At 65.2% G+C, this 23,337-nt stretch carries 21 protein-coding genes; 12 read left to right on the top strand and 9 right to left on the bottom strand.

The window, feature by feature from the left end:
• The first annotated feature begins 52 nt into the window (after positions 1 to 52).
• The 7 genes from glyQ (at position 53) to QCE62_RS02330 (ending at position 7,213) form a co-directional block, all read left to right on the top strand.
• Positions 53 to 1,081 carry a glycine--tRNA ligase subunit alpha gene (gene glyQ, locus QCE62_RS02360; protein ID WP_309807279.1) on the top strand — a complete coding sequence of 343 codons (1,029 nt, stop codon included), beginning with the start codon at positions 53 to 55 and terminating at the stop codon, positions 1,079 to 1,081.
• A gap of 17 nt (positions 1,082 to 1,098) precedes the next feature.
• A complete protein-coding gene (gene glyS, locus QCE62_RS02355; protein ID WP_309913863.1) occupies positions 1,099 to 3,198 on the top strand; it encodes a glycine--tRNA ligase subunit beta in 2,100 nt (699 codons plus the stop codon).
• 21 nt (positions 3,199 to 3,219) lie between these two features.
• Positions 3,220 to 3,777: a D-glycero-beta-D-manno-heptose 1,7-bisphosphate 7-phosphatase gene (gene gmhB / locus QCE62_RS02350; protein ID WP_309807277.1), complete on the top strand. Its 558-nt coding sequence runs from the start codon at positions 3,220 to 3,222 to the stop codon at positions 3,775 to 3,777.
• A gap of 26 nt (positions 3,778 to 3,803) precedes the next feature.
• Positions 3,804 to 4,577 (top strand): lysophospholipid acyltransferase family protein, encoded by a 774-nt coding sequence (locus QCE62_RS02345; RefSeq protein WP_309807276.1) that lies wholly within the window; start codon positions 3,804 to 3,806, stop codon positions 4,575 to 4,577.
• An 82-nt stretch (positions 4,578 to 4,659) separates the two neighbouring features.
• Entirely contained in the window at positions 4,660 to 5,577 is a 918-nt protein-coding gene (locus QCE62_RS02340; RefSeq protein WP_309913860.1) for a SprT family zinc-dependent metalloprotease, read from the top strand.
• A gap of 133 nt (positions 5,578 to 5,710) precedes the next feature.
• A complete protein-coding gene (gene gloA / locus QCE62_RS02335; RefSeq protein ID WP_309830565.1) occupies positions 5,711 to 6,097 on the top strand; it encodes a lactoylglutathione lyase in 387 nt (128 codons plus the stop codon).
• 183 nt (positions 6,098 to 6,280) lie between these two features.
• Positions 6,281 to 7,213 carry a DMT family transporter gene (locus QCE62_RS02330; RefSeq protein WP_309913857.1) on the top strand — a complete coding sequence of 311 codons (933 nt, stop codon included), beginning with the start codon at positions 6,281 to 6,283 and terminating at the stop codon, positions 7,211 to 7,213.
• A gap of 12 nt (positions 7,214 to 7,225) precedes the next feature.
• On the opposite strand, the gene QCE62_RS02325 is transcribed toward QCE62_RS02330, so the two are convergent.
• Positions 7,226 to 8,239 (bottom strand): DedA family protein/thiosulfate sulfurtransferase GlpE, encoded by a 1,014-nt coding sequence (locus tag QCE62_RS02325; RefSeq protein ID WP_309913854.1) that lies wholly within the window; start codon positions 8,237 to 8,239, stop codon positions 7,226 to 7,228.
• Positions 8,240 to 8,428: 189 nt separating this feature from the next.
• Between QCE62_RS02325 and QCE62_RS02320 the strand changes: the two genes are divergently transcribed.
• Positions 8,429 to 9,289, top strand: coding sequence for an MBL fold metallo-hydrolase (locus QCE62_RS02320; RefSeq protein ID WP_309913850.1), 861 nt, complete (start codon positions 8,429 to 8,431; stop codon positions 9,287 to 9,289).
• Positions 9,290 to 9,296: 7 nt separating this feature from the next.
• Here the strand turns inward: QCE62_RS02320 and QCE62_RS02315 are convergent, their stop codons facing one another.
• On the bottom strand, positions 9,297 to 10,013 hold the full coding sequence (locus tag QCE62_RS02315) for a FadR/GntR family transcriptional regulator (protein ID WP_409017845.1): 717 nt from the start codon (positions 10,011 to 10,013) through the stop codon (positions 9,297 to 9,299).
• Between the two features lie 103 nt (positions 10,014 to 10,116).
• Here QCE62_RS02315 and dgoD point away from each other — a divergent pair, with 103 nt between their 5' ends.
• The gene (gene dgoD, locus QCE62_RS02310; protein ID WP_309807271.1) at positions 10,117 to 11,265 is read left to right on the top strand and encodes a galactonate dehydratase; all 1,149 of its coding nucleotides are present in this window, start codon (positions 10,117 to 10,119) and stop codon (positions 11,263 to 11,265) included.
• Positions 11,266 to 11,289: 24 nt separating this feature from the next.
• Here the strand turns inward: dgoD and pabB are convergent, their stop codons facing one another.
• The 4 genes from pabB to grpE form a co-directional block, all read right to left on the bottom strand.
• A complete protein-coding gene (gene pabB / locus QCE62_RS02305) occupies positions 11,290 to 13,098 on the bottom strand; it encodes an aminodeoxychorismate synthase component I (protein WP_309913849.1) in 1,809 nt (602 codons plus the stop codon).
• A 28-nt stretch (positions 13,099 to 13,126) separates the two neighbouring features.
• Positions 13,127 to 14,269 (bottom strand): molecular chaperone DnaJ, encoded by a 1,143-nt coding sequence (gene dnaJ, locus QCE62_RS02300; protein WP_309807269.1) that lies wholly within the window; start codon positions 14,267 to 14,269, stop codon positions 13,127 to 13,129.
• Positions 14,270 to 14,514: 245 nt separating this feature from the next.
• A complete protein-coding gene (gene dnaK / locus QCE62_RS02295) occupies positions 14,515 to 16,473 on the bottom strand; it encodes a molecular chaperone DnaK (protein WP_309913846.1) in 1,959 nt (652 codons plus the stop codon).
• Between the two features lie 231 nt (positions 16,474 to 16,704).
• Positions 16,705 to 17,313, bottom strand: coding sequence for a nucleotide exchange factor GrpE (gene grpE / locus QCE62_RS02290; RefSeq protein ID WP_309913843.1), 609 nt, complete (start codon positions 17,311 to 17,313; stop codon positions 16,705 to 16,707).
• Between the two features lie 388 nt (positions 17,314 to 17,701).
• Between grpE and QCE62_RS02285 the strand changes: the two genes are divergently transcribed.
• Positions 17,702 to 17,863: a hypothetical protein gene (locus QCE62_RS02285; RefSeq protein WP_309807266.1), complete on the top strand. Its 162-nt coding sequence runs from the start codon at positions 17,702 to 17,704 to the stop codon at positions 17,861 to 17,863.
• Here QCE62_RS02285 and QCE62_RS02280 read toward each other — a convergent pair.
• From QCE62_RS02280 to hrcA, 3 genes are all read right to left on the bottom strand, one after another.
• On the bottom strand, positions 17,835 to 18,242 hold the full coding sequence (locus tag QCE62_RS02280; protein ID WP_309913841.1) for an RNA-binding S4 domain-containing protein: 408 nt from the start codon (positions 18,240 to 18,242) through the stop codon (positions 17,835 to 17,837). The two genes, QCE62_RS02285 and QCE62_RS02280, sit on opposite strands and share 29 nt — an antisense overlap.
• Before the next feature lie 25 nt (positions 18,243 to 18,267).
• Entirely contained in the window at positions 18,268 to 19,335 is a 1,068-nt protein-coding gene (gene hemH, locus QCE62_RS02275; protein ID WP_309913839.1) for a ferrochelatase, read from the bottom strand.
• Between the two features lie 132 nt (positions 19,336 to 19,467).
• A complete protein-coding gene (gene hrcA, locus QCE62_RS02270) occupies positions 19,468 to 20,484 on the bottom strand; it encodes a heat-inducible transcriptional repressor HrcA (protein ID WP_309807262.1) in 1,017 nt (338 codons plus the stop codon).
• A gap of 258 nt (positions 20,485 to 20,742) precedes the next feature.
• Here hrcA and QCE62_RS02265 point away from each other — a divergent pair, with 258 nt between their 5' ends.
• Positions 20,743 to 21,639: an NAD kinase gene (locus QCE62_RS02265; protein ID WP_309913836.1), complete on the top strand. Its 897-nt coding sequence runs from the start codon at positions 20,743 to 20,745 to the stop codon at positions 21,637 to 21,639.
• 34 nt (positions 21,640 to 21,673) lie between these two features.
• Complete coding sequence (gene recN / locus QCE62_RS02260) at positions 21,674 to 23,329, top strand: DNA repair protein RecN (protein ID WP_309913834.1); 1,656 nt, start codon at positions 21,674 to 21,676, stop codon at positions 23,327 to 23,329.
• Positions 23,330 to 23,337: the final 8 nt, after the last annotated feature.

The raw sequence follows: 23,337 nt of genomic DNA, 5'->3' as shown, positions 1-23,337 counted from the left end.
GTTCACTGAATCGCGTCTTCACGACGATGGCCGCGCCCCGCACAAGGCAATCATGCTCACTTTCCAGCAAATCATTCTGACGCTGCAGTCCTACTGGAACGAGAAGGGTTGCGCGCTGCTCCAGCCGATCGACATGGAAGTCGGCGCGGGCACCTCGCACGTCCACACGTTCCTGCGCGCGATCGGTCCCGAACCATGGCGCGCGGCCTATGTCCAGCCCTCGCGCCGCCCGAAGGACGGCCGCTACGGCGAGAACCCCAACCGCCTGCAGCACTACTACCAGTATCAGGTCGTGCTCAAGCCGGCGCCGGAAGACATCCTCGACCTGTACCTCGGCTCGCTCGAAGCGCTCGGCTTCGACCTGAAGCAGAACGACGTGCGCTTCGTCGAGGATGACTGGGAGAACCCGACGCTCGGCGCGTGGGGCCTCGGCTGGGAAGTGTGGCTGAACGGCATGGAAGTGACGCAGTTCACCTATTTCCAGCAGGCGGGCGGCATCGACTGCAAGCCGGTGCTGGGCGAGATCACCTATGGTCTCGAACGTCTCGCGATGTATCTGCAGAAGGTCGAGAACGTGTACGACCTGGTCTGGACCGAGTGGGAAGAAGACGGCCCGAGCGGCAAGGTGCTGCGCCGCCTGACTTACGGCGACGTGTATCACCAGAACGAAGTCGAACAGTCCACCTATAACTTTGAGCACGCGAACGTCGATCTGCTCTTCACCTTCTTCAAGAGCTACGAGGAAGAAGCGAAGAAGATGATCGAGGCGAAGCTTGCGCTGCCGGCGTATGAACTCGTGCTGAAGGCCGGCCACACCTTCAATCTGCTCGACGCGCGCGGCGCGATCTCCGTGACTGAACGCGCGGCGTACATCGGCCGGATTCGCGCGCTTTCGCGTCTGGTTGCGCAGGCTTATTACGAGTCGCGCGAGGCGCTCGGCTTCCCGATGCTCGGCAATCCGGTGAAGGGCGACCGCGACCTCGTCACCGACGAACAGGAAGCGCAGCGTCCCGCCTGGACGCCGCCGCTCAAGCCCGAAAGCACGCCGCCGGGCGAACGCAGCAACAACGAACAGGTTTGACGAGGCTCGACAGAACAATGACGCAATCCAATCACGCTTCCCTGCTCGTCGAACTGCTGACCGAGGAACTTCCGCCGAAAGCGCTCGCGCGTCTCGGTACTGCTTTCGCCGATGGCATCGTGGAGCGTCTCGCTGCGCGCGATCTGATCGACGGCACGCCTGAGTTCGAGAAATACGCGACGCCGCGCCGTCTCGCGGTGCTGATCCGCAACGTGCGCGATGTCGCGCCGGAAAAGCAGGTGCGCGAGAAAGTGCTGCCGGTGACGGTGGCGCTCGACAAGGAAGGCAATCCCACGCCGCCGCTCGCGAAGAAGCTCGCGGCGCTCGGCTTTCCCGACTTCCCGCTCGCCGATCTCGAACGCGCGCAGGACGGCAAGGCCGAAGCCTTTTTCCTGCGTTATGCCGCGCCGGGCGCGACCCTGAGCGAAGGCCTGCAGGCCGCGCTCGACGAAACCCTCGGCAAGCTGCCGATTCCGAAACTCATGACCTACCAGCGCCCGGACGGCACCAGCGTGCAGTTCGTGCGTCCGGTGCAGCGCCTGATCGCGCTGCACGGCCGCGAGGTGGTGGCGGTCAGCGCGCTCGGCATCGATGCCGGCGACACGACCCTCGGGCATCGCTTCATGTCGGAAGGCCTGGTTGCCATCACGCACGCCGACGACTACGCCGAGACACTGCGCACGAAGGGCCGCGTGGTCGCGAACTTCGACGACCGCCGCGAATCCATCCGCACGCAGTTGCAGGCGTTCGCGGGTGAAGACCGCGTCGTGATGCCCGAAGCGCTGCTCGACGAAGTGAACGCGCTGGTCGAATGGCCGGTGGTCTACGAATGCCGCTTCGATGAGGAGTTCCTGCAGGTGCCGCAGGAATGCCTGATCCTCACGATGCAGACGAACCAGAAATACTTCGCGCTCACCGACCAGAACGGCCGCCTGCGCTCGCGCTTCCTGATCGTGTCGAACATCGATACGAAGACGCCGGGTGAGATCGTCGAAGGGAACGAGCGCGTCGTGCGTCCGCGTCTCGCCGACGCGAAGTTCTTCTTCATGCAGGACAAGAAGAAGCGTCTCGAAGACCGCGTGCCGCTGCTGGCGAACGTCGTCTATCACAACAAGCTCGGTTCCACCTTGCAACGCGTCGAGCGCCTCGAGTCGCTGGCCGGCGAGATCGCGCCGATGGTCGGCGTCGATGCCGCACTGACGCGCCGTGCCGCGCGACTTGCGAAGGCCGACCTGCTGACCGACATGGTCGGCGAGTTCCCCGAACTGCAGGGCACGATGGGCACGTACTACGCGCGCCACGACGGCGAGCCGGAAGAAGTCGCGCTCGCGTGCTCCGAGCACTATCAGCCGCGCTTCTCCGGCGACGATACGCCGTCCACCGGCGTCGGCGCCGCGGTCGCGCTCGCGGACAAGCTGGAGACGATCGTCGGCATCTGGGGCATCGGCCTCGCGCCGACCGGCGAGAAGGATCCGTTCGCGTTGCGCCGCCACGCGCTGGGCGTGCTGCGCATCCTGCTCGAGAAGAAGCTGCCCGTCGACCTGCGCGAGCTCGTCGCCGCCGCGCAGCGCCAGTTCGCGAACGTGCCGCACGTCGCGGATTCGCAGGAAGCGGTGTACGCGTTCTTCCTCGACCGGCTGCGCGGCCTGCTGCGCGAACGCGGTTTCGAAGCCAACGACATCGAAGCGGTGCTGAGCCTGAACCCGACGCGTCTCGACGACATCGTCGCGCGCCTCGACGCCGTACGCGAGTTCGCCGCGCTGCCGGAAGCCGCAGCGCTTGCCGCGGCCAACAAACGCATCTCGAACATCCTGAAGAAGTCGGAACAGGGCGCGCCCGGCGCGGTGAACCCGGCGCTGCTGGTCGAAGCGGCGGAAAAGAATCTGGACGCGCAAATCGAGCAGGTGACGCCGCGCGTTCAGAGCACGCTCGCCGCGCGCAACTACACCGAAGCGCTGACGGCGCTCGCCGCGCTGCGCGAAGCAGTGGATACCTTCTTCAACGACGTCATGGTGAACGCGGAAGATCCGGCCTTGCGCAAAAACCGTCTGGCGTTGCTCCATGCGCTGCATCAGCAGATGAACTGCGTCGCGGACATCTCCAAGCTCGCGGCCTGAAGAGAGTAAAAAGGACGCACCATGGGCGTGAACAAGAAACTGGTGGTGCTGGATCGCGACGGCGTCATCAACGTCGATTCCGACGCGTACATCAAGTCGCCGGACGAATGGGTCGCCATTCCCGGCAGTCTTGAAGCCATCGCGCGGCTGAACCAGGCGGGGTATCGCGTGGCCATCGCGTCCAATCAGTCGGGCATCGGACGCGGCCTGTTCGACATGGCCGCGCTCAACGCGATGCATCAGAAGATGAACCGCGCGGCCGCCGCCGTGGGTGGCCGGATCGATGCCGTGTTCTTCTGCCCGCATACCGCCGAAGATCAATGCGACTGCCGCAAGCCGAAGCCCGGCATGCTGCAGCAGATCATCGACCGGTTCGAGATCGATCCGGAAGACACGCCGCTCGTCGGCGACTCGCTGCGCGATCTCCAGGCCGGCGAGACACTCGGCTTTCCCGTGCATCTCGTGCTGACCGGCAAGGGCGAAAAAACCCTCAAGGAAGGCAACCTGCCGGAAGGCACCGTCGTTCACAAGGACCTGCGCGCGTTCGCGCTCGACCTGATTGCACGGCATCACGACTGACCCGCCGTTCGTATTGCAGAGACTCCATGCGCTTCATCCGTTCGTTGTTGCTGTTGATCTATTTCATCGTGTACACGGTGCCGTACGCGACCGCCTGCTTCATCGCGTTTCCGTTCATGCGCGCCGACCGCCGCTACTGGATGGCCGCCGGATGGTGCAAGTCGACCATCGTCGTGCTGCGTCATCTGATCGGAATCCGCTATACGATCGAAGGCATGGAGAATCTGCCGGCCGGTCCGGCCGTGCTGCTCTCGAAGCATCAGTCCGCGTGGGAGACGCTCGCGTTCCCCGCGCTGATGCCGCGTCCGCTCTGCTACGTCTTCAAGCGCGAACTGCTCTACGTGCCGTTCTTCGGCTGGGCGCTGGGCCTGTTGAAGATGGTGCATATCGACCGCAAGCAGGGCCGCGATGCGTTCACGTCCGTGACGCGCCAGGGCCGCGCGCGCATGGACGAAGGCGCGTGGGTCATCATGTTTCCCGAAGGCACGCGCATACGCACGGGCAGCCAGGGCAAGTACAAGACCGGCGGCGCGCGCTTCGCGGTCGCGACGGGCGCACCGGTCGTGCCGATCGCGCATAACGCCGGGCGGGTCTGGCCGCGCCATTCGTTCATCAAATATCCGGGTATAGTCACGGTGTCGATTGGCAAGCCGATCGACACCGCCGGTCTCACGCCCGAAGAAGTCAACGTGCGTGTCGAAAGCTGGATCGAAACTGAAATGCGCCGCATCGATCCGCACGCCTACACCGCGCCGTACGCACCGCCGGGTCGAGCCGGCGCCGCGGGCGCGGGCCGCTGAGCGGCCGGGCATCAAGTCGAGCCGCGGCGTGCCATATTCGTTCTTCTCGTCATTCCTGCGCCGCGAGCGCAAAGCCGAACCGATGCAGAAGCCCCCATCGCGGCAGCGTCCCGCCGTCGCGCTCGATACCCTGCAACTCGATCTGCCGTTCGAGCATGCGCCTGCCTATTCCGGCGCGCCGCCCGCAGGCGGTCCCGCGCCGCTGCGCGGCGACATTCCGCATGCCGAACCCGCGCCCGTCCTCACGCCCACCGCACCGCCCGCACCGCTGCCCGAAGGCGTGCGGCTGCGCCGCATCACGCTGAAGGCAGGCACGCTCGATTACCGGCTGAAGCGCTCGTCGCGCCGCACGATCGGCTTCTGCATCGACGGCACCGGTCTCGCCATCACGGCGCCGCGCTGGGTGACGATCGCCGATATCGAAACTGCGATCCTCGACAAGCAGACCTGGATCGTCAACAAGCTCACCGAATGGCAGACGCGGGTCGAGCAGCGCGCGTTGCCGCGTATCGAATGGAAGGACGGCGCGCAGTTTCCCTATCTCGGCAAGACCATTCGCGTGGCGCTCGGCGCGGCCGCGTCCCTGTCCTTCGATGACGCGACGAGCCTGCTCTCGCTGCCGCTGCCCGCGAACGCGGATGCGCAGCAGATCAAGGACCGCGTGCAGGGCTGGCTGCAATCGGAAGCGAAGCGCATCTTCGGGGAACGGCTCGTGGTGTATGCGGCGAAGCTCGGCGTCGAGTATCGCGCGTATGCGCTGTCCTCGGCGGCGACGCGCTGGGGCAGTTGTTCGAGCGACGGCAAGATCCGCCTCAACTGGCGGCTGATCCATTTTCCGCTGTCGATCATCGACTACGTGGTCGCGCACGAACTCGCGCATCTGCGCGAGATGAACCATAGCCCGCGTTTCTGGCAGACGGTCGAATCGATCTTCCCGGAGTTCCGCGAGGCGCGGCATACGCTCAAGCATCATCCGCCGGACCTGCTGCCGGCGCTGTGAGAGCTCCGGCACGGCCGCGGCGCCGACGGTACAATTTCATCCGCATCCCCGCCGCAGGCGCACCGGGCCCCGCCCGGACACAATCGCTACCATCGCGCCGCGCGGGCATCTCCCCCACAACAGGAACCCCATCATGCGACTCCTTCACACGATGCTGCGCGTCGGCGACCTGCAGCGTTCGATCGATTTCTACACGCGCATTCTCGGCATGCACGTGCTGCGTCAAAGCGAAAACACCGAGTACAAGTACACGCTCGCCTTCGTCGGCTACGGTCCCGAAAGCGAACACAGCGTGCTCGAACTGACCTACAACTGGGGCACCGAGAAGTACGACATGGGCACGGCGTATGGCCATATCGCGCTCGAAGTCGACAGCGCCGCCGATGCCTGCGAACGCATCCGTCAGGCAGGCGGCAAGGTCACGCGCGAAGCCGGTCCCGTGAAGGGCGGCACGACCGTGATTGCGTTCGTCGAAGATCCGGACGGCTACAAGGTCGAACTGATCGAAAAGCATTCCTGATGCAGGCATGACCCCACGCGCCGCACGTTCGCTGCGGCGCCCCTTCCGCGCCCAATCTCCACGGGCACGTCCCGGCCTTTCCGTTGTCTGGCCCGTTCGCTGGCACAATCGACGCTCCAAATCAGTGCATGACCGATGCGCGTTTCGCGCCGGCCGTATGCACCACCGTCAACGAACCCGCCGATGAGCACCCCTTCCTTCACCGCGCGTCGCCCGCTGGACGCCACCGCCGTCATCACGATGATCGCGCTGTGCGGCGCGTGGGGTTTCCAGCAAGTCGCGATCAAGGAAGCGAACGCGTCGATTCCACCGCTGTTGCAGGCCGGCATCCGTTCGCTGATCGGCACCCTGCTGTTGTGGATCTGGACCCGCACGCGCGGGGTGCCGCTGTTCACGCGAGATGACACCCTGACCGCCGGCCTGCTCGCCGGGCTGTTGTTCGGCGGCGAGTTCGTCTGCATCTTCTTCGGCCTGAGCCTCACCAATGCCACGCGCATGGCCGTGTTCCTGTACACCGCGCCGTGCTTCACCGCGCTCGGCCTGCACTGGTTCGTTGCGGGCGAAAAGCTTGCGCGCGCGCAGTGGAGCGGCATCGTCCTGGCGTTTTGCGGCATCGCGCTCGCGTTCGCGGACGGCTTCCTGCACGGTCATCCGCAGGGCGCGTCCGTCATGCAAGGCGTCGCGGGCGATGCGCTCGGCGTGCTCGGCGGCATCCTGTGGGCCGCGACGACCGTGCTGATTCGCGCGTCCTCGCTGTCGCATGCGAGCGCGAGCAAGACGCTGTTCTATCAGCTGGCGGTGTCGGCGGTGCTGTTGCTTGCGCTGGCGGTGAGCGCGGGACAGACGCAGGTGAATGAGGTGTCGCCGCTCGCCCTCGCGAGTCTCGCGTACCAGGCGGTGATCGTCTCGTTCATCAGCTATCTGACATGGTTCTGGCTGCTGACACGCTATCTGGCGTCGCGCTTGTCCGTGTTCTCTTTTCTGACGCCGATCTTCGGCGTCGGCTTCGCCGTGCTGCTGCTGGGCGAGCATGTCAGCGTGCGGTTCATGACCGCCGCCGCGATGGTGCTCGCCGGCATCGCGCTGGTGAACCGGCCGCCGCGGCGGCGTACCTGACAAAGCGCAGGTTCACTCCGGCGCGGTCGCGCGGATCGTCACCATGTCGTGATCGATATCGTCGCGATCGGCGGGCAGGTGCAGATGCTCGGCCGGGATCGGCTCGACCGGATAGCCGTGTTTCTCCCACGCGTCCAGCCCGCCCTTCAAGGGCCGCACATGCCGGAAGCCCTTGTCGCGCAACTGCCGGGCGATGATCTTCGCCGTCGCCTCGTTCGGACACACGCAGTACACCACCACCTCGTGCTCGGCATAGAGCTGACCGATGCGATCCGGTGAATCCAGGTCCAGCGCGACGGCCCCGGCGATCCGGTACGGTTCCTTGCGGCGCACTTCCGGCGGACGCGCGTCGTAGATCACGGGCGGCATCGCGGAGCGCATCATCTCGTCGAGCTGGCCGGGCGTGATGTGATACTTCTCGAGCCACTGACGGAACTGCACGCGCCGGATCCAGCGATACAGCAGAAAGCCGAGCGCGAGCATCGCCAGGATGTCGATGACCGTCGTGCCGTTGGCGCGCACCAGCACAATGAGCCGGCCAATCTGCTCCTGCAGCGCCGCGCCGCCGAGCATCCAGAAACTCGCCCAGGCAGTCGCGCCGATCAGATCCCACAGCACGAACACCCGGATCTCGATCTGCGTGGTGCCGAGCAGCGGCGCGGACACGAGCCCGAGCCCCGGCACGAACTTCGACAGCGCGAGCAGCGGCACGCCGAAGCGCTCGAACCAGCGGCGCGCGGTGCGCAGCGTCGAGTCGATCGACAGGGAGAAGCGCACGAGCGAGTTGAGGAAGCGCCGGCCATACAGACGGCCGGCGGCGAACCACAGGGAATCGGCGATCAGCACCGCGAGCACCGCGGCCAGCAGCATTTGCCAGAACGACGCCGCGCCGGAGGCGACGAGCGTGCCAGCCAGGATGAGCATCGGCGCGGCGGGGACCGGCACGCCGAGTTGCGTCGCGAGGACGCTGACGAAGACGGCCCACGCGCCCCACGACGTTGCAAGCGAGGTCGGGACGTGCGGCATTTGGTTTCTCGAAGAAGCTTCTGCTTGCGCTAGGAGTGACGCGACACGTGACGCGATGAGCGGCGCCGGCGCAAAGGGTTACACTTTATCCCGATCCCGGCAAACCCGCCCAGTGGGTCTGTCCAGCATCGGCAGAACCTTATACATGCGGGCAATGAGACGGCAGGCAAGGGAACAGGGAGCATCATCGTGCAACCGATCATTCACCCCTTCCACGACGACGCCACAGGCACCATGACCTATGTGGTGTTCGAGCGGCCCGGTTCCGCGGCGGCGATCATCGATTCCGTGCTCGACTACGATCCGAAGGCCGCCCGCACCTCGACGCGCTCGGCCGATGCCGTCATCGCATTCGTGCGCGCGCAGCGGCTTGCCGTCGAGTGGATTCTCGAAACCCATGCGCACGCGGATCATCTGTCGGCGGCGCCGTATCTGAAGCGGCGGCTCGGCGGAAAGATCGGCATCGGCGAGTCGATCCGGACCGTGCAGCACGTGTTCAGGAAGATCTTCGATCTCGAGCCGGCCTTCCGGCTCGACGGCTCCCAGTTCGACCATCTCTTCAGCGACGGCGAGCGCTTTGCCATCGGCGAGCTGGCCGCCGATGCGCTCTTCGTGCCTGGCCACACGCCCGCCGACATGGCGTACCGGATCGGCGATGCGGTGTTCGTCGGCGATACGCTCTTCATGCCGGACGCAGGCACCGCGCGCTGCGACTTTCCGGGCGGCGACGCGCGCACGCTGTATGGCTCGATCGGACGCCTGCTGGCGCTGCCGCCCGACACGCCGCTATTCGTCTGCCACGACTATCCGCCCGAATCACGCGCCGCCCATTGGCAGGCGACCGTGCGCGAGCAGCGCGAACGCAACATTCATGTGGGCGGCGGCAAGAGCGAGGCGGAGTTCATCGCCATGCGCGAGGCCCGCGACGCGACGCTCGGCATGCCGACGCTCTTCATTCCCGCGATTCAGGTCAACATTCGCGCCGGCCGATTCCCCGATCCTTCGGGCAACGGCACGACCTATCTCAAGCTTCCGCTCAACACCTTCTGAGCGCGCCTCAGGCCTCGATCCGCCCGCGCGTCACGCCGAGCAGATCCGCCATCGCGCGGCGGGCGGCGGCGGCATCGCGGGCGACGATGGCATCGAACACAGCGGTATGTTCCGCGAGCGACGCGTTGTACACGTCCGCCCGTTTCGCATTGAGCCGCAGCTGACCTTCGAGAGTCCGCTCGATCAGCGCACCCAGCGGAATCAGCAACTCGTTGCTGCATGCCGCCAGCACGCACAGGTGAAACTCGAGGTCGGCACGGACCCATTCGTCCATGTTCTGCGCGTCGGCCATGGCCTGGTGCGCCCGCGCGAGACACGCGAGGGTGTCGCTGTCGTGATTGTCGGCGGCGAGCGCGGCCGCGTACGGCTCGATCATCTCGCGCATTTCCTGCAGCTTGAGGGCGAACTGGAGCGGCGGCGCCACGCGCGAATACCAGTCGAGCATGTCCGTATCGAGCAGGTTCCAAGCATGTCTTGCGCGCACGCGCGTGCCGACCTTGGGCCGCGACTCGACCAGCCCTTTCGATGTCAGCGTGCGCAAGGCCTCGCGCAGCACGGTACGGCTGACGTCGAAGCGCTCCATCAATTCCGCCTCGCGCGGCAAGGCTGCCCCGGGCGCGATATCGCCGCGCAGAATCGCCAACCCCAGTTCATGGGCGACGCGGCCATGCAGATCTCGGTGAATGATGGCCTCCGATTGAGTTCTGGCAGGATTATCCGGTATTTGTCTGATGTGCCAACAGATTTGCGCTGCCTCTGAATAATACTATTAATATGCTCACTGACGCGCTTTTTGCTACCATGCGGAATCCCTCTGGAGACGCTCTATGAAAATCACGAAACTCGAGACCTTCATCGTTCCGCCGCGCTGGTGCTTCCTCAAGATCGAAACCGACGAAGGCATCACCGGCTGGGGTGAACCCGTCGTCGAAGGCCGCGCGCATACGGTGGCCGCCGCCGTCGACGAACTGTCGGACTACCTGGTCGGCAAGGATCCGCGTCATATCGAAGACCTGTGGCAGGTGATGTACCGCTCGGGCTTCTATCGCGGCGGGCCGATCGGCATGAGCGCGATCGCGGGCGTCGATCAGGCGCTGTGGGACATCCTGGGCAAGTTTCACGGCGTGCCGGTGCATGCGCTGCTTGGCGGCCAGGTGCGTGACCGGATCAAGGTGTATTCGTGGATCGGCGGCGACCGTCCGAGCGATGTCGCGAACAACGCGCGCGCCGTGGTCGAACGCGGCTTCAAGGCCGTGAAGATGAACGGCTCGGAAGAGTTGCAGATCATCGACACCTTCGACAAGGTGCAGGGCGTGATCGACAACGTGCGCGCGGTGCGTGAGGCGGTGGGTCCGAACGTGGGCATCGGCGTGGACTTCCACGGCCGCGTGCACAAGCCGATGGCCAAGGTGCTCGCGAAGGAACTCGACCCGTACAAGCTGATGTTCATCGAGGAGCCGGTGCTGTCGGAGAACGTTGAGGCGCTGCGCGACATCGTCAGCCAGACCAGCACGCCGATCGCGCTCGGCGAGCGGCTCTATTCGCGCTGGGACTTCAAGCACATCCTGGCCGGCGGTTACGTGGACATCATCCAGCCGGACGCGTCGCACGCGGGCGGTCTCAGCGAATGCCGCAAGATCGCGACCATGGCCGAAGCCTACGATGTCGCGCTCGCGCTTCATTGTCCGCTCGGGCCGATCGCGCTTGCGACCTGTCTGCAGATCGACGCCGTCAGCTACAACGCGTTCATCCAGGAACAGAGCCTCGGCATTCACTACAACAAGGGCAACGACCTGCTCGACTACATCAAGAATCCTGAAGTCTTCAAGTATGAAGACGGCATGGTGTCGATTCCGCAGGGACCGGGCCTCGGGATCGAAGTGAACGAGGAGAAGGTGCGCGAGATGGCGAAGGTTGGCCATCGCTGGCGCAACCCGGTGTGGCGTCATGCGGATGGCAGCGTGGCCGAGTGGTGATCTCCCTGGTGTGACGGGGCGGCGTCAGTGTTTCAGCGTCGCCTCTAACGCGCCGCGCAGCGCGTTACTTACGAGCAAGGCTTCGGCGCGGTCCAGGTCCGCCGGCTTCAGCGTGCGTTCCGCCGCGCCAAGTTCTTCCATCAACACCGTGCGCATCACGCCCGGCAGTACGCCCGCATGGATGGGCGGCGTCCACCACTCGCCATCGAAGCGCGCGAATACGCTGGTCCGGCCGCCTTCGGTCAGCTCGCCGCGTTCGTTGCAGAACAGCATGTCGAACGCGCCTTCCGCTTCGGCGGCCTTCCACGCGCGGTCGTAGTCGGCCCGGTGCGTGGTCTTGTGGCGCAACAGCGGATCAGCCGATGCGCGCGGCGCAAAGCCACGCTCCGACGCGAGCAGCACGGCGACGCCGGGTTCAGGAAGACTGCCGAGCGGCGCGCTCGTAAGCGCGAACTGCCCGCTCTTGTCGAGTGCGATCCGCAAGCGATACGGCGTGTCCTCATCGAAGCCGGCGCAGTACTGCGCGACGTGCGCGGTCAGCGCGGCCTGATCGAACGGGAAGCCCAGGCTGGCCGCACTGCGTTTCAAGCGCGCGATGTGCCGGGCGTAGTGGCGTATGCCTTCGGCGCGCGTCGCATACGTGGTTTCGAAGAGTTCGAAACCCGGATCGGCGCCGGTCAGGAAGTGGGCTTTCAACAAACACTCCCGGTGTTCGTCGGCGGCGACGCTGTCGAGCACGATGCCCGCGCCGATGCCCAGTTGGCCGCGCCGCTGCGCGGCATCGACGACGAGCGTACGGATCGCGACCGACAGACGGCAGTCGCCGTTCGCATCGAGCCAGCCGATCGCGCCGGTGTAGAGGCCGCGCGGCGACGTCTCGATCTCGTCGATCAACTGCATCGTCCGATACTTCGGCGCGCCGGTGATCGAGCCGCACGGGAACAGCGCACGTATCAGGTCGGCGAAGGTCGTGCCGGGGATCGCGCGGGCCTCGATGGTCGAGGTCATCTGCCACAGGGCCCCGTAGGGCTCGACGGAAAACAGCGCCGGCACGTGCACCGAACCCGTGACCGCGACGCGCGACATGTCGTTGCGCAGCAAGTCGACGATCATCACGTTTTCGGCACGGTTCTTCGGGTCGCTGCTGAGCGCTTCCGGAGGGGTGTCGCGCGGCGCGGTGCCTTTCATCGGCCGCGTGCGCAGCTGGTCACCCTGTTTCTCGAAGAACAATTCCGGCGAACACGACAGCACCGATCTGCCGTCCGGCAGCGCGATCAACGCGCCGTAGTGCACGGCCTGGCGCTCCCGCAGACGCCGGTATAGCGCGAGCGGCGAGCCGAACACGTCGAAATTCAGGCGAAACGTGTAGTTGATCTGGTAGGACTCGCCTTCGCGCAACGCCTGCTGCACGGCGGCGACGGCGGTATCGAACTCGGCGCGCGTGACGCTCGGCTCGATGTCCGCGACACCCGCCACCGAAGGCTGCGCGCTCCCGGTGTCCTGCGACGCGAGCCACGCGCTCGCTTCATCGCGCGAAAGAGGCTGGCAGGCGCGGAACATCAACACCCGCAAGGCGTGATCTCCACCACCTTCGCGGCGCTCGCTGCATTTCAATTGCAGATCGCGACCGAACTCGTAATCCGCAACGACCACCGCATGCAGTCCCGCTTGCAGATCCCGTTCGATTTCGCCGCACACCGTGTCAAGCGCACGCGGGTCCACACACGTGCGTTCGTGCGCCAGATTCGTGTATAAACGGCTCGACCGCCGTTGGGCGGTCGAGTCGTGATCATCGAGCAGCGCGAATACCGCGCTGCGCTCCTCAGTCTTCATGACAGTGCTCGCGCGTCCGTCGATCGCATCAGTCAAAGAAGCTCTTCACGCGGTCGAACCAGCTCTTGCTTTGCGGACTATGCCGCGCGCCGCCTTCCACCAGCGACTTCTCGAACTGCCGCAGCAGATCGCGCTGCTGGTCGGTGAGCTTGACCGGCGTTTCCACCTGCACGTGCACGTAGAGATCGCCCGCGATGCTCGAACGCAAACCCTTGATGCCCTTGCCGCGCAGACGGAACGTCTTGCCCGACTGCGTGCCTTCCGGCACCGTGAAGCTGGCGCGTCCAGCAAGCGTCGGCACTTCGATCTCGCCGCCCAATGCCGCCGTGGTGAACGGAATGGGCATCTGGCAATGGAGGTCGTCGCCGTCGCGCTCGAACACCGAGTGCTGCTTGATATGGATTTCCACATACAGGTCGCCGCTCGGCCCGCCGTTGATGCCCGGCTCGCCGTTGCCCGCCGAACGGATGCGCATGCCGTCGTCGATGCCCGCCGGAATCTTCACTTCCAGCGTCTTGGTTTCCTTCACCTTGCCCTGGCCGTGACAGTTCGTGCACGGCTCGGGAACGTACGTGCCGGTGCCGTGGCACTTCGGGCACGTCTGCTGGATGCTGAAAAAGCCTTGCGACATGCGCACCTGGCCCTGGCCATGACAGGTCGGGCAGGTTTCGGGCTTGGTGCCCGGCTTCGCGCCCGAGCCGTGGCAGACGTTGCAGTTCGCCCAGCTCGGCACGCGGATCTGCGTGTCGTAGCCGTGCGCCGCCTGTTCCAGCGTGATTTCCATGCTGTAGCGCAAGTCCGCGCCGCGATACACCTGTGGTCCGCCGCGCCCACGGGCGCCGCCTGCGCCGCCGCCCGCGGCCTGACCGAAGATGTCGCCGAAGATGTCGCCGAAGGCGTCCGCGAAACCGCCGAAACCTTGCGCACCCGCGCCCGCCATGTTCGGGTCCACGCCCGCATGGCCGTACTGGTCATAGGCGGCGCGCTTCTGCTGGTCGGAGAGCATTTCGTAGGCCTCTTTGACCTCCTTGAAACTCTCTTCCGACTTCTTGTTGTCCGGATTGCGGTCAGGGTGATACTTCATCGCGAGCTTGCGATATGCCTTCTTGATCTCGTCGTCGCTTGCGTTTTTCGCGACGCCCAGAACCTCGTAGTAATCCCGTTTCGCCATATCGGTTCAATGCCGCCGCGCTGAAGCGGCAGTTCCTGTCAGATGCCCGGACCGCCAGGCCCGCGCTTTGAAACTTTCGCGCCGTGCCCGAACGCGCCGAAGGAGGCCTCGAGCATGACACGCTGAAAAAACAACGTGCCCGGGGAGCCGCAAGGCCCGCCAGGCGCGTTACACGTCAGACGCGTCCCGCGTCCCGGTCAAACCGACGCGGGCGCGGGACGTTGCCATCCACGCGCCCTTGCGGCTTAGTCCTTCTTGACTTCCTTGAAGTCGGCGTCGACGACGTCATCGTGCTGCTGGCTCGCGCCCGCCTCCGCCGACGCGCCCGCTGCACCCGCCGCTCCCGCTGCCGCACCTGCGGCGCCTTGCTGCGCCTGCATGTCGGCGTACATCTTTTCGCCGAGCTTCTGCGATGCCGTAGCCAGCGCCTCGATCTTCGCCTCGAGCGCGGCCTTGTCGCTTGCGCTGTCCTTCAGCGCATCTTCAAGGTCCTTCAACGCGGCTTCGATCTTTTCCTTCTCCGACGCGTCCACCTTGTCGCCGTATTCGGCAACGGCCTTCTTCGTGCTGTGGACCAGCGCGTCGCCCTGGTTGCGAACGTCGGCAAGTTCACGCAGCTTGCGGTCTTCGTCGGCGTTGGCTTCGGCGTCCTTCACCATCTTGTCGATTTCGGCGTCCGTCAAGCCCGAGTTCGCCTTGATGGTGATCTTGTTTTCCTTGCCGGTTGCCTTGTCCTTCGCACCGACGTGCAGGATGCCGTTCGCGTCGATGTCGAAGGTCACTTCGATCTGCGGCGTGCCGCGCGGCGCCGGCGGGATGCCTTCAAGATTGAATTCGCCGAGCAGCTTGTTGCCCGCGGCCATTTCACGCTCGCCCTGGAACACCTTGATGGTCACGGCGCCCTGGTTGTCATCCGCCGTCGAATACACTTGCGCGTGCTTCGTCGGGATCGTGGTGTTCTTGTTGATCATCTTCGTCATGACGCCGCCGAGCGTTTCGATGCCCAGCGAAAGCGGCGTGACGTCGAGCAGCAGCACGTCCTTGCGGTCGCCCGACAGCACCTGGCCTTGAATCGCAGCGCCAACCGCCACGGCTTCATCCGGGTTCACGTCACGGCGCGGATCCTTGCCGAAGAACTCCTTCACCTTTTCCTGCACCTTCGGCATGCGCGTCATGCCGCCGACCAGGATCACGTCGTCGATTTCGCCGACCTTCACGCCCGCATCCTTGATGGCGATGCGGCACGGTTCAATCGTGCGCTCGATCAGCTCTTCGACGAGCGCTTCGAGCTTCGCGCGGGTGAACTTGAGGTTCAAGTGCTTCGGACCCGACGCGTCTGCCGTGATGTACGGCAGATTGATGTCGGTCTGCGCCGTGGACGACAGTTCGATCTTGGCCTTTTCAGCCGCTTCCTTCAGGCGCTGCAGCGCGAGCACGTCCTTCGAGAGGTCGACGCCCTGCTCTTTCTTGAACTCGCCGATGATGTAGTCGATGATGCGCTGGTCGAAGTCTTCACCGCCGAGGAACGTGTCGCCGTTGGTGGAGAGCACTTCGAACTGCTTCTCGCCATCCACGTCCGCGATTTCGATGATCGAGATGTCGAACGTGCCGCCGCCCAGGTCGAACACGGCGATCTTGCGGTCGCCCTTTTCGGCCTTGTCGAGACCGAAGGCGAGCGCGGCTGCCGTCGGTTCGTTGATGATGCGCTTGACTTCCAGGCCGGCGATGCGGCCCGCGTCCTTGGTAGCCTGACGCTGGCTGTCGTTGAAGTACGCCGGAACCGTGATGACGGCTTCCGTCACCGGCTCGCCGAGGTAGTCTTCAGCGGTCTTCTTCATCTTGCGCAGCACTTCCGCGGACACCTGCGACGGCGCGAGGTTCTTGCCGTGCGCCTCGACCCATGCGTCGCCGTTGTCGTGCTTGACAATCTTGTAGGGCATCAGGTTGATGTCCTTCTGCACTTCCTTCTCTTCGAAACGGCGTCCGATCAGGCGCTTGACCGCGTACAGCGTGTTGCGCGGGTTGGTGACCGACTGACGCTTCGCCGGCGCGCCGACGAGAATTTCGTTGTCGTCGAGATACGCGATGATCGACGGCGTGGTGCGCGCGCCTTCCGAGTTCTCGATGACCTTGACCTGATTGCCTTCCATCAGCGCCACGCACGAATTCGTGGTGCCGAGGTCGATACCGATGATTTTGCCCATTTTTTATCCTCTCCTAGCTTTGATCGCAGTGGCGTTGCGGCGGCGAGTTGGATCGCCCGATGCCGGCGGATCCGCCGACTCATTCGCCGATTTACCGGGCCGAACACCCAAAATTCATACCTGTACGCAAGATAAGTGCGCCAGTTTCGATTTCAAGACCCTGAAACCGATGCGGTCTATAGTTTTTTTGCGAAGCGGCCGGCTACGCACCGGCTGGTTCGCTCGAGCGCCTTACTTCGGAGCTGCGACAGTCACGAGCGCCGGACGCAACACGCGGTCGGCAATGACGTAGCCTTTCTGCAGCACCGAAACGACCGTGTTGGCATCCTGCTCGGCGGGCACCATCGAAATGGCCTGATGACGATGCGGATCGAACTTCTCGCCCACTGGGTTCAACGCCACGACACGGCCCTTTTCGAGGGCGCCCGTGAGCTGCTTGAGCGTCAGTTCGACGCCCTCGCGCACCTTGGCGAGGTCGCTCGACTGGTCGGCCAGCGCGGCTTCCAGGCTGTCCAGCACCGGCAGCAGGTTCTCCGCGAAGCTTTCGATCGCGAATTTATGCGCCTTCGACACATCTTCCTGGCTGCGGCGGCGGACGTTTTCCGTCTCCGCCTTCGCGCGCAGAAAGTCTTCTTTCAGCGCGACGATGGTGGCCTGCGCCTCGGCGAGCGCGGCATCGGCCGCGTCCGGCGCGGGCTGCGCGGCAGACGCTGCGTTGGGCTGCGCGGACTGCGCCGTTTCGGCTGCGGCCTGGCCAGGAGTGGCATCGGCGGCCTGGCGCGCGGTTTCGTCGGCGGGCGTGGGGTTCTGGCTCGCTGAATTCTCTTGCGTGTTTTCCATGTCGCTGAATGTGTATTGCTGTGAGTTGAATCGGATGAGAAAACAGGGCATTGGCGCTGTCTTCCGCACTAGCTGCGGAAGTTGGGGCGTCACGGACATTTTCAAGCTGTGACGGCGAACTTTTCGGACGAATTTCAGCGTGCAGACGAAGCGCTGACGCCTGAAACGAGCGGTAACGCGCGTTTTGCCGCACCGCGCAGAATGAGATTGAGGGAAAGCCCCCGGTCTCCTACACTCCAGAGAAGCACCCGCAGGACGCACGTTAACCCTAATCCTCCGAATGCTTCAAACCCGCTTCAGCCTTTGCCCGTTTCCTGACCCTGCCCCGTAGCGCCCGCATGCACCTGCATGCGCCTCGTGGCCGGGGAAACCCATTACCGGGGGTACCATGAAACTGACCTTTGCTATCGCGGTGGTCGCCCTGGTACTCGTCGCGGGCACCACCACCATCTGCATGTCAGGCGCGGTCACCGACCGCACCACCGAATACGGCGGCGTTCACGCCACCATGGAACGCTACTTCAATCCGAACCAGAAAGTTTGTCGATGACGCGCCGGTCGCGCTTCGTCGGCCTGCCCTGCAGCTGCGCGGCCGGCTCGCGGAAGGTCCGGCGCCGTTCGGCTTCGGCCATGCGTTGCGCGCGTCCGTCCTCCGTCTCGGCATAGAGCGTCTGTGCCACGCTGGCCGGCCCGCGCACGTCGCACACGCCCAGCACCTCGACCCGCCAGACAATGCGCTCGATATCGATCTCGACGAGATCGCCCACGCGCACTTCCTTCGAAGGCTTCACGCCCGCGCCGCCGATCTTCACGCGGCCCTTCTCCACCGCGTCGCTCGCGAGCGAACGCGTCTTGAAGAAGCGCGCCGCCCACAGCCATTTGTCGATGCGCAGGCGCGCGCCGCGATCCGTCGAAATCTTGTAGTTCATCGCTGCATGCTGGTTGAAGCCGGATTCACGCGACCGCGCTGAGCGGCTGCGGCGCCTGCACGGGCCACCCTTGCAGATGCTGCGCCGCGATTTCGCCGATGCCCTTGATCCACGCAGGCGACGCGTTCAGGCAGGGAATCCGGTGAAAGTGCTTGCCGCCGGCCTTCAGGAACTCGTCGCGCACCTCGATGCCGATTTCCTCGATGGTCTCCAGACAATCCGCCGTGAAACCGGGGCAAAACACGTCGACGCGCGTCACGCCGCCCGCGCCCAGTTCCGCGAGCGTGGGCGCGGTGTAGGGCTGCAGCCACTCCGCGCGGCCGAAGCGCGACTGGAAGGTCACGCGGCACTCGACCGGCGTGAGCCCAAGCGCGGCGGTGAGCAGCGAGCCGGTCTGCTGGCACTGGTCGTGATACGGATCGCCGAGATCCATGGTGCGCTTGGGCACGCCGTGGAAGCTCAGCACCAGTTTGTCGCCGGCCGCGAAATCCGGCGCGCCGTGATGCCGCCAGTAGTCGCGCACCTGCTCGGCGAGCGCGGCGATATACGCGGGATGATCCGCGTAATGGCGCACCGTGCGGATCTCGGGCTGATTGCGCACGCGCTTCAGGGCGGTAAAGGCGTCGTCGAAGGCGGTGGCCGTGGTGGAGGACGAATACTGCGGATACATGGGCAGCAGCAGGATGCGCTCCGCGCCTTCGAGCTTGAGCTGATTCAGCATGGCGCCGATGCCGGGTGTGCCGTAGCGCATGGCATAGTCCACGATCACGCGATAGTCGTTCGCCGCGAACAGCCGCCGCAATCCTTCCACCTGCTTCTCGGTATGCACCCGCAGTGGCGAACCTTCCGGCATCCACACCTGCGCATATTTGCGGGCCGAGGCGCGCCCGCGCAGCGGCAGGATCAATAGCCGCAGGATGAATTGCCAGACCAGCGACGGAATCTCCACCACGCGCGGGTCCGACAGGAACTGCGCCAGATACTTGCGCACGGCCCGCGGCGTGGGCGCGTCCGGCGTGCCGAGATTGATCAGCAGCACCGCGACGCGATGAGAAGCGCTGGGCTGCGAGGGCAACTCGAGGTCGAAACGCATAGGGCAGGCGGGCCGGAGGCGGTGGCTGAAAGGTGAGGACCATTATAGCGGCGCGCTTTCGGCCGCATCATCGGCCGAATGGCCGAATAGCGCCGCCCGTCGACACCCGTCAAGATGAGCGCAACGAGGACGTCACTGATGACTGAGCGACATCGAGAGCAGCCGCGCGGTGATATCCACGATCGGAATCACACGGTTGTAGGCCATGCGCGTCGGGCCAATCACGCCGAGCGTGCCCACGATCTTCCCGTTCACTTCGTACGGCGCGGTAACCACGCTCATTTCCTCGATGGGCACCAGGTTCGACTCGCCGCCAATGAAGATCTGCACGCCCTGCGCGTGGCTGGACACATCGAGCAGTTGCAGCAGCGAGGTCTTCTGGTCGAACAGGTCGAAGAGCTTGCGCAGCCGCGCCATGTCGGAGGAGAGGTCGGCCACTTCCAGCAGGTTGCGCTCGCCGGAAATGAGCACGGTGTCCATCGGGTCCGTCTCGGTGGTGGTCGCCACCACGGCGGCCTGCATCAGCGTGGTCATGTCGCCGCGCAGCTGGTCGATTTCCTCGCGCAGGCGGCGGCGCACCTCGTCGAAGGACAGGCCCGCGAAATGCGCGTTGATGTAGTTGGAGGCTTCCGTGAGCTGGGACGGCGAGTAATCGCGCTGGGTCGCCATCATGCGATTCTGCACGTCGCCCTCAGGCGTGACGATGATGAGCAGAATGCGTTTGTCCGACAGCCGCATGAACTCGATCTGCTTGAACATGTGGCTGCGGCGCGGCGTCAGTACGACACCCGCGAACGAAGACAGGCTGGACAGCACGCTCGCCGCGGCCGCGACGATCTTCTGCGGTTCCTCGCCCTGCAAGCGGGTCTTCACCGCGGTTGTCATCGCTTCGTCTTGCGGCGCTTCCACAGTCAGCATCGTGTCGACGAACAGGCGGTAGCCGCGCGGTGTCGGAATGCGTCCCGCCGAGGTATGCGGACTCGCCACGAGGCCCAGGTCCTCGAGGTCGGACATCACATTGCGGATTGTTGCGGGGCTCAGCTCCAGGCCGGAGTGCCGTGATAACGTGCGCGAACCGACCGGCTGACCTTCGGCGATGTAGCGCTCGATCAGCGTCTTGAGGAGGGTTTGTGCACGTGGGTCTAGCATGGCCGGATTTTAGCTCAATGGGGCAGGTGGCGGCGCGCCGCGGCTCATGGGTAGAGTTGGGGTGGGTCTGGCGTTCCACGATTCTCACGCTGCGTCACGTTGCCTCGCGTTGCAGCGCGCCGCATCGCGTTCAACGTCCGCTCCATTCTAGCGAGAAACAATGGGCATGCCGGCGCGCGTTTCGCCCAGACGTGCGCGAGCGCTTGCGGCGCGGGACCCACGGTTCTTTTCGCTCACTGACTATGGTGTAATGCCGGCATGGAAATCGGTCAATTCAAGACGGTCGCCCTCGTCGGGCGCCCCAATACGCCAGGCATCGAGCCGCCGCTGCGAGCGCTCGCCGATGTCCTCGCGCAGCAAGGCTTCGAGGTCGTGTTCGAGGCGGGCACCGCGAAGGAGGTCGGCGTGACGGAATTCCCGGCGCTCTCCATCGCCGAGATGGGCGCCCGCGCGGACGTCGCCATCGTGCTCGGCGGCGACGGCACCATGCTTGGCATCGGCCGGCAGCTCGCGCCGTACAGGACGCCGCTCATCGGCGTGAATCACGGACGCCTCGGCTTCATCACGGACATTCCGCTCAAGGAAATGAGCGAGATCATCCCGCAAATGCTGGCCGGGCAGTTCGAGCGCGAGGAACGCACCCTGCTCGAAGCGCGCATCGTACGCAACGAGAAACCCATCTATCACGCGCTCGCCTTCAATGACGTCGTGGTGAATCGCAGCGGCTTCTCCGGCATGGCCGAATTGCGCGTCTCGGTGGACGGGCACTTCATGTACAACCAGCGTTCGGACGGCCTGATCGTCGCCACGCCCACCGGCTCGACGGCCTACGCGCTGTCGTCGGCGGGGCCGATCCTGCATCCGCAGCTGCAAGGCTTCGTGCTCGTGCCGATCGCGCCGCACTCGCTGTCGAACCGTCCGATCGTGCTGCCCGACGACTCCAAGGTCACCATCCAGATCATCGGCGGCCGGGACGTGAACGTGAATTTCGACATGCAGTCCTTCACCGCCGTCGAGCTCAACGACGCCATCGAGGTCCGCCGCTCGAAGCATACGGTGCCGGTGCTGCATCCGGTCGGCTACAGCACCTACGCGACGCTGCGCAAGAAGCTGCACTGGAACGAGCATCCGTCGCAGGACACCTCCACTCTCTGATCCGATTCGCCAGACCCTCTTCCGCGAAGCATCCATGCTCCGACACCTCTCCATTCGAGACTTCGTCATCGTCGCCGCGCTCGACATCGAGTTCGACTCCGGCTTCACGGTCTTTTCGGGCGAAACCGGCGCCGGCAAATCCATCCTGATCGACGCCCTCGCGCTCACGCTCGGCGCGCGCGGCGACGCGGGCGTCGTGCGCACCGGCCAGCCGCGCGCCGACATCACCGCCGAATTCTCCACGCATGCGCTGGTCTTGGCCTGGCTGGAGGAGCACGCGCTTGGCGAAGCAGGCGCCGACACCGTGATGTTGCGACGGGTGATCGACTCGAACGGCCGCTCGCGCGCGTTCATCAACGGCACGCCGGCGACGCTCGCGCAGCTGCGCGAAGTGGGCGAGATGCTGGTCGATATCCATGGCCAGCACGCGCATCAATTGCTGATGCGTCCCGACGCGCAGCGCGAACTCTTCGACACCCACGCGCAGTTGCTGGACACTGCCGGCGCGGTGAATCGCGCGTGGCGCGCCTGGCGCGACGCCCAGCAGGCGCTGGAAAGCGCGCAGAGCCGCGATCGCGAGCTGCAACTGGAACGCGAACGCCTCGCATGGCAGTTGAGTGAATTCGACAAGCTCGCGCCGCAGCCGGGCGAATGGGAGGAAGTGAGCGCGGAGCAGCATCGGCTGTCGCATTCGGCGAGTCTCATCGACGGCGTGCAGGGCGCACTCGGCGCGCTGTCCGAGTCCGACGAGGCGATGATCTCGCAGCTCGGCGCCATCACGTCGAAGCTGCGCGGCCTCGCGGATATCGATCCGGCATTGAACGACGTGCTCGCGTCGCTCGAACCGGCCGAGATCCAGTTGCAGGAAGCGGCGTATTCCCTGTCGCACTACGCGCAGCGACTCGAACTCGATCCCGAGCGGCTGGCGCAAGTGGACCGGCGCATGGATCAGCTGCACTCCACCGCACGCAAGTTCCGTCTTCAGCCGGAGAACCTGCCTGAAGAGCACGAGGCACGCCGCCGCCAGCTGGCCGAACTCGACGCCGCAGGCGATCTCGACGCGCTCGCCGCCGCTGCCGAAAAGGCACGCGGCGTCTATCTCGAACAGGCGAAGGGCTTGTCGAAGGCGCGCGGAAAGGCGGCGAAGAACCTGTCGAAGGCGGTCACCGAAGGCATGCAGGAACTGTCGATGGCAGGCGGCAGCTTCGACGTCACGCTTGTTCCGCTCGCGGAAGGCGGCGCCAACGGTCTGGAGCAGATCGAGTTTCGCGTCGCGGGTCATGCGGGCGTCGCGCTCAGGCCGCTCGCAAAGGTCGCGTCCGGCGGCGAACTGGCGCGTATCAGCCTCGCGCTGGCCGTCATCGCCAGCACGGCGAGCCCGACGCCCACGCTGATCTTCGACGAAGTGGACACCGGCATCGGCGGCGGCGTGGCGGAAGTGGTCGGGCGTCTGCTGCATCAGCTCGGACAGCATCGTCAGGTGCTGTGCGTCACGCATTTGCCGCAAGTCGCGGCACGCGGCGACCAGCATTTCCAGGTGGCCAAGGCCTCCGACGACGCCGGCGGCACTGTCAGCACGGTCACGCCGCTGGACAAGCCGAAGCGCATCGAGGAAGTGGCGCGCATGCTCGGCGGCCTGGAGATCACCGCGACCACCCGCAAGCACGCCAAGGAAATGCTCGCAGCCTGAGCGAACGG

This window comes from Caballeronia sp. LZ033 (assembly GCF_031451265.1).
Taxonomy (GTDB): domain Bacteria; phylum Pseudomonadota; class Gammaproteobacteria; order Burkholderiales; family Burkholderiaceae; genus Caballeronia.
This window is presented reverse-complemented; position numbering and strand designations above follow the sequence as displayed.

Coding starts and splice junctions, on each gene's coding strand:
- QCE62_RS02330 (WP_309913857.1), top strand. CDS start 6,281: ATGAGCACCCCTTCCTTCACCGCGCGTCGCCCGCTGGACGCCACCGCC.
- dnaK (WP_309913846.1), bottom strand. CDS start 16,473: ATGGGCAAAATCATCGGTATCGACCTCGGCACCACGAATTCGTGCGTG.
- QCE62_RS02265 (WP_309913836.1), top strand. CDS start 20,743: ATGGAAATCGGTCAATTCAAGACGGTCGCCCTCGTCGGGCGCCCCAAT.
- dgoD (WP_309807271.1), top strand. CDS start 10,117: ATGAAAATCACGAAACTCGAGACCTTCATCGTTCCGCCGCGCTGGTGC.
- QCE62_RS02325 (WP_309913854.1), bottom strand. CDS start 8,239: ATGCCGCACGTCCCGACCTCGCTTGCAACGTCGTGGGGCGCGTGGGCC.
- QCE62_RS02280 (WP_309913841.1), bottom strand. CDS start 18,242: ATGAACTACAAGATTTCGACGGATCGCGGCGCGCGCCTGCGCATCGAC.
- recN (WP_309913834.1), top strand. CDS start 21,674: ATGCTCCGACACCTCTCCATTCGAGACTTCGTCATCGTCGCCGCGCTC.
- QCE62_RS02340 (WP_309913860.1), top strand. CDS start 4,660: ATGCAGAAGCCCCCATCGCGGCAGCGTCCCGCCGTCGCGCTCGATACC.
- grpE (WP_309913843.1), bottom strand. CDS start 17,313: ATGGAAAACACGCAAGAGAATTCAGCGAGCCAGAACCCCACGCCCGCC.
- gloA (WP_309830565.1), top strand. CDS start 5,711: ATGCGACTCCTTCACACGATGCTGCGCGTCGGCGACCTGCAGCGTTCG.
- pabB (WP_309913849.1), bottom strand. CDS start 13,098: ATGAAGACTGAGGAGCGCAGCGCGGTATTCGCGCTGCTCGATGATCAC.
- glyQ (WP_309807279.1), top strand. CDS start 53: ATGCTCACTTTCCAGCAAATCATTCTGACGCTGCAGTCCTACTGGAAC.
- QCE62_RS02345 (WP_309807276.1), top strand. CDS start 3,804: ATGCGCTTCATCCGTTCGTTGTTGCTGTTGATCTATTTCATCGTGTAC.
- gmhB (WP_309807277.1), top strand. CDS start 3,220: ATGGGCGTGAACAAGAAACTGGTGGTGCTGGATCGCGACGGCGTCATC.
- dnaJ (WP_309807269.1), bottom strand. CDS start 14,269: ATGGCGAAACGGGATTACTACGAGGTTCTGGGCGTCGCGAAAAACGCA.
- hrcA (WP_309807262.1), bottom strand. CDS start 20,484: ATGCTAGACCCACGTGCACAAACCCTCCTCAAGACGCTGATCGAGCGC.
- QCE62_RS02285 (WP_309807266.1), top strand. CDS start 17,702: ATGAAACTGACCTTTGCTATCGCGGTGGTCGCCCTGGTACTCGTCGCG.
- hemH (WP_309913839.1), bottom strand. CDS start 19,335: ATGCGTTTCGACCTCGAGTTGCCCTCGCAGCCCAGCGCTTCTCATCGC.
- glyS (WP_309913863.1), top strand. CDS start 1,099: ATGACGCAATCCAATCACGCTTCCCTGCTCGTCGAACTGCTGACCGAG.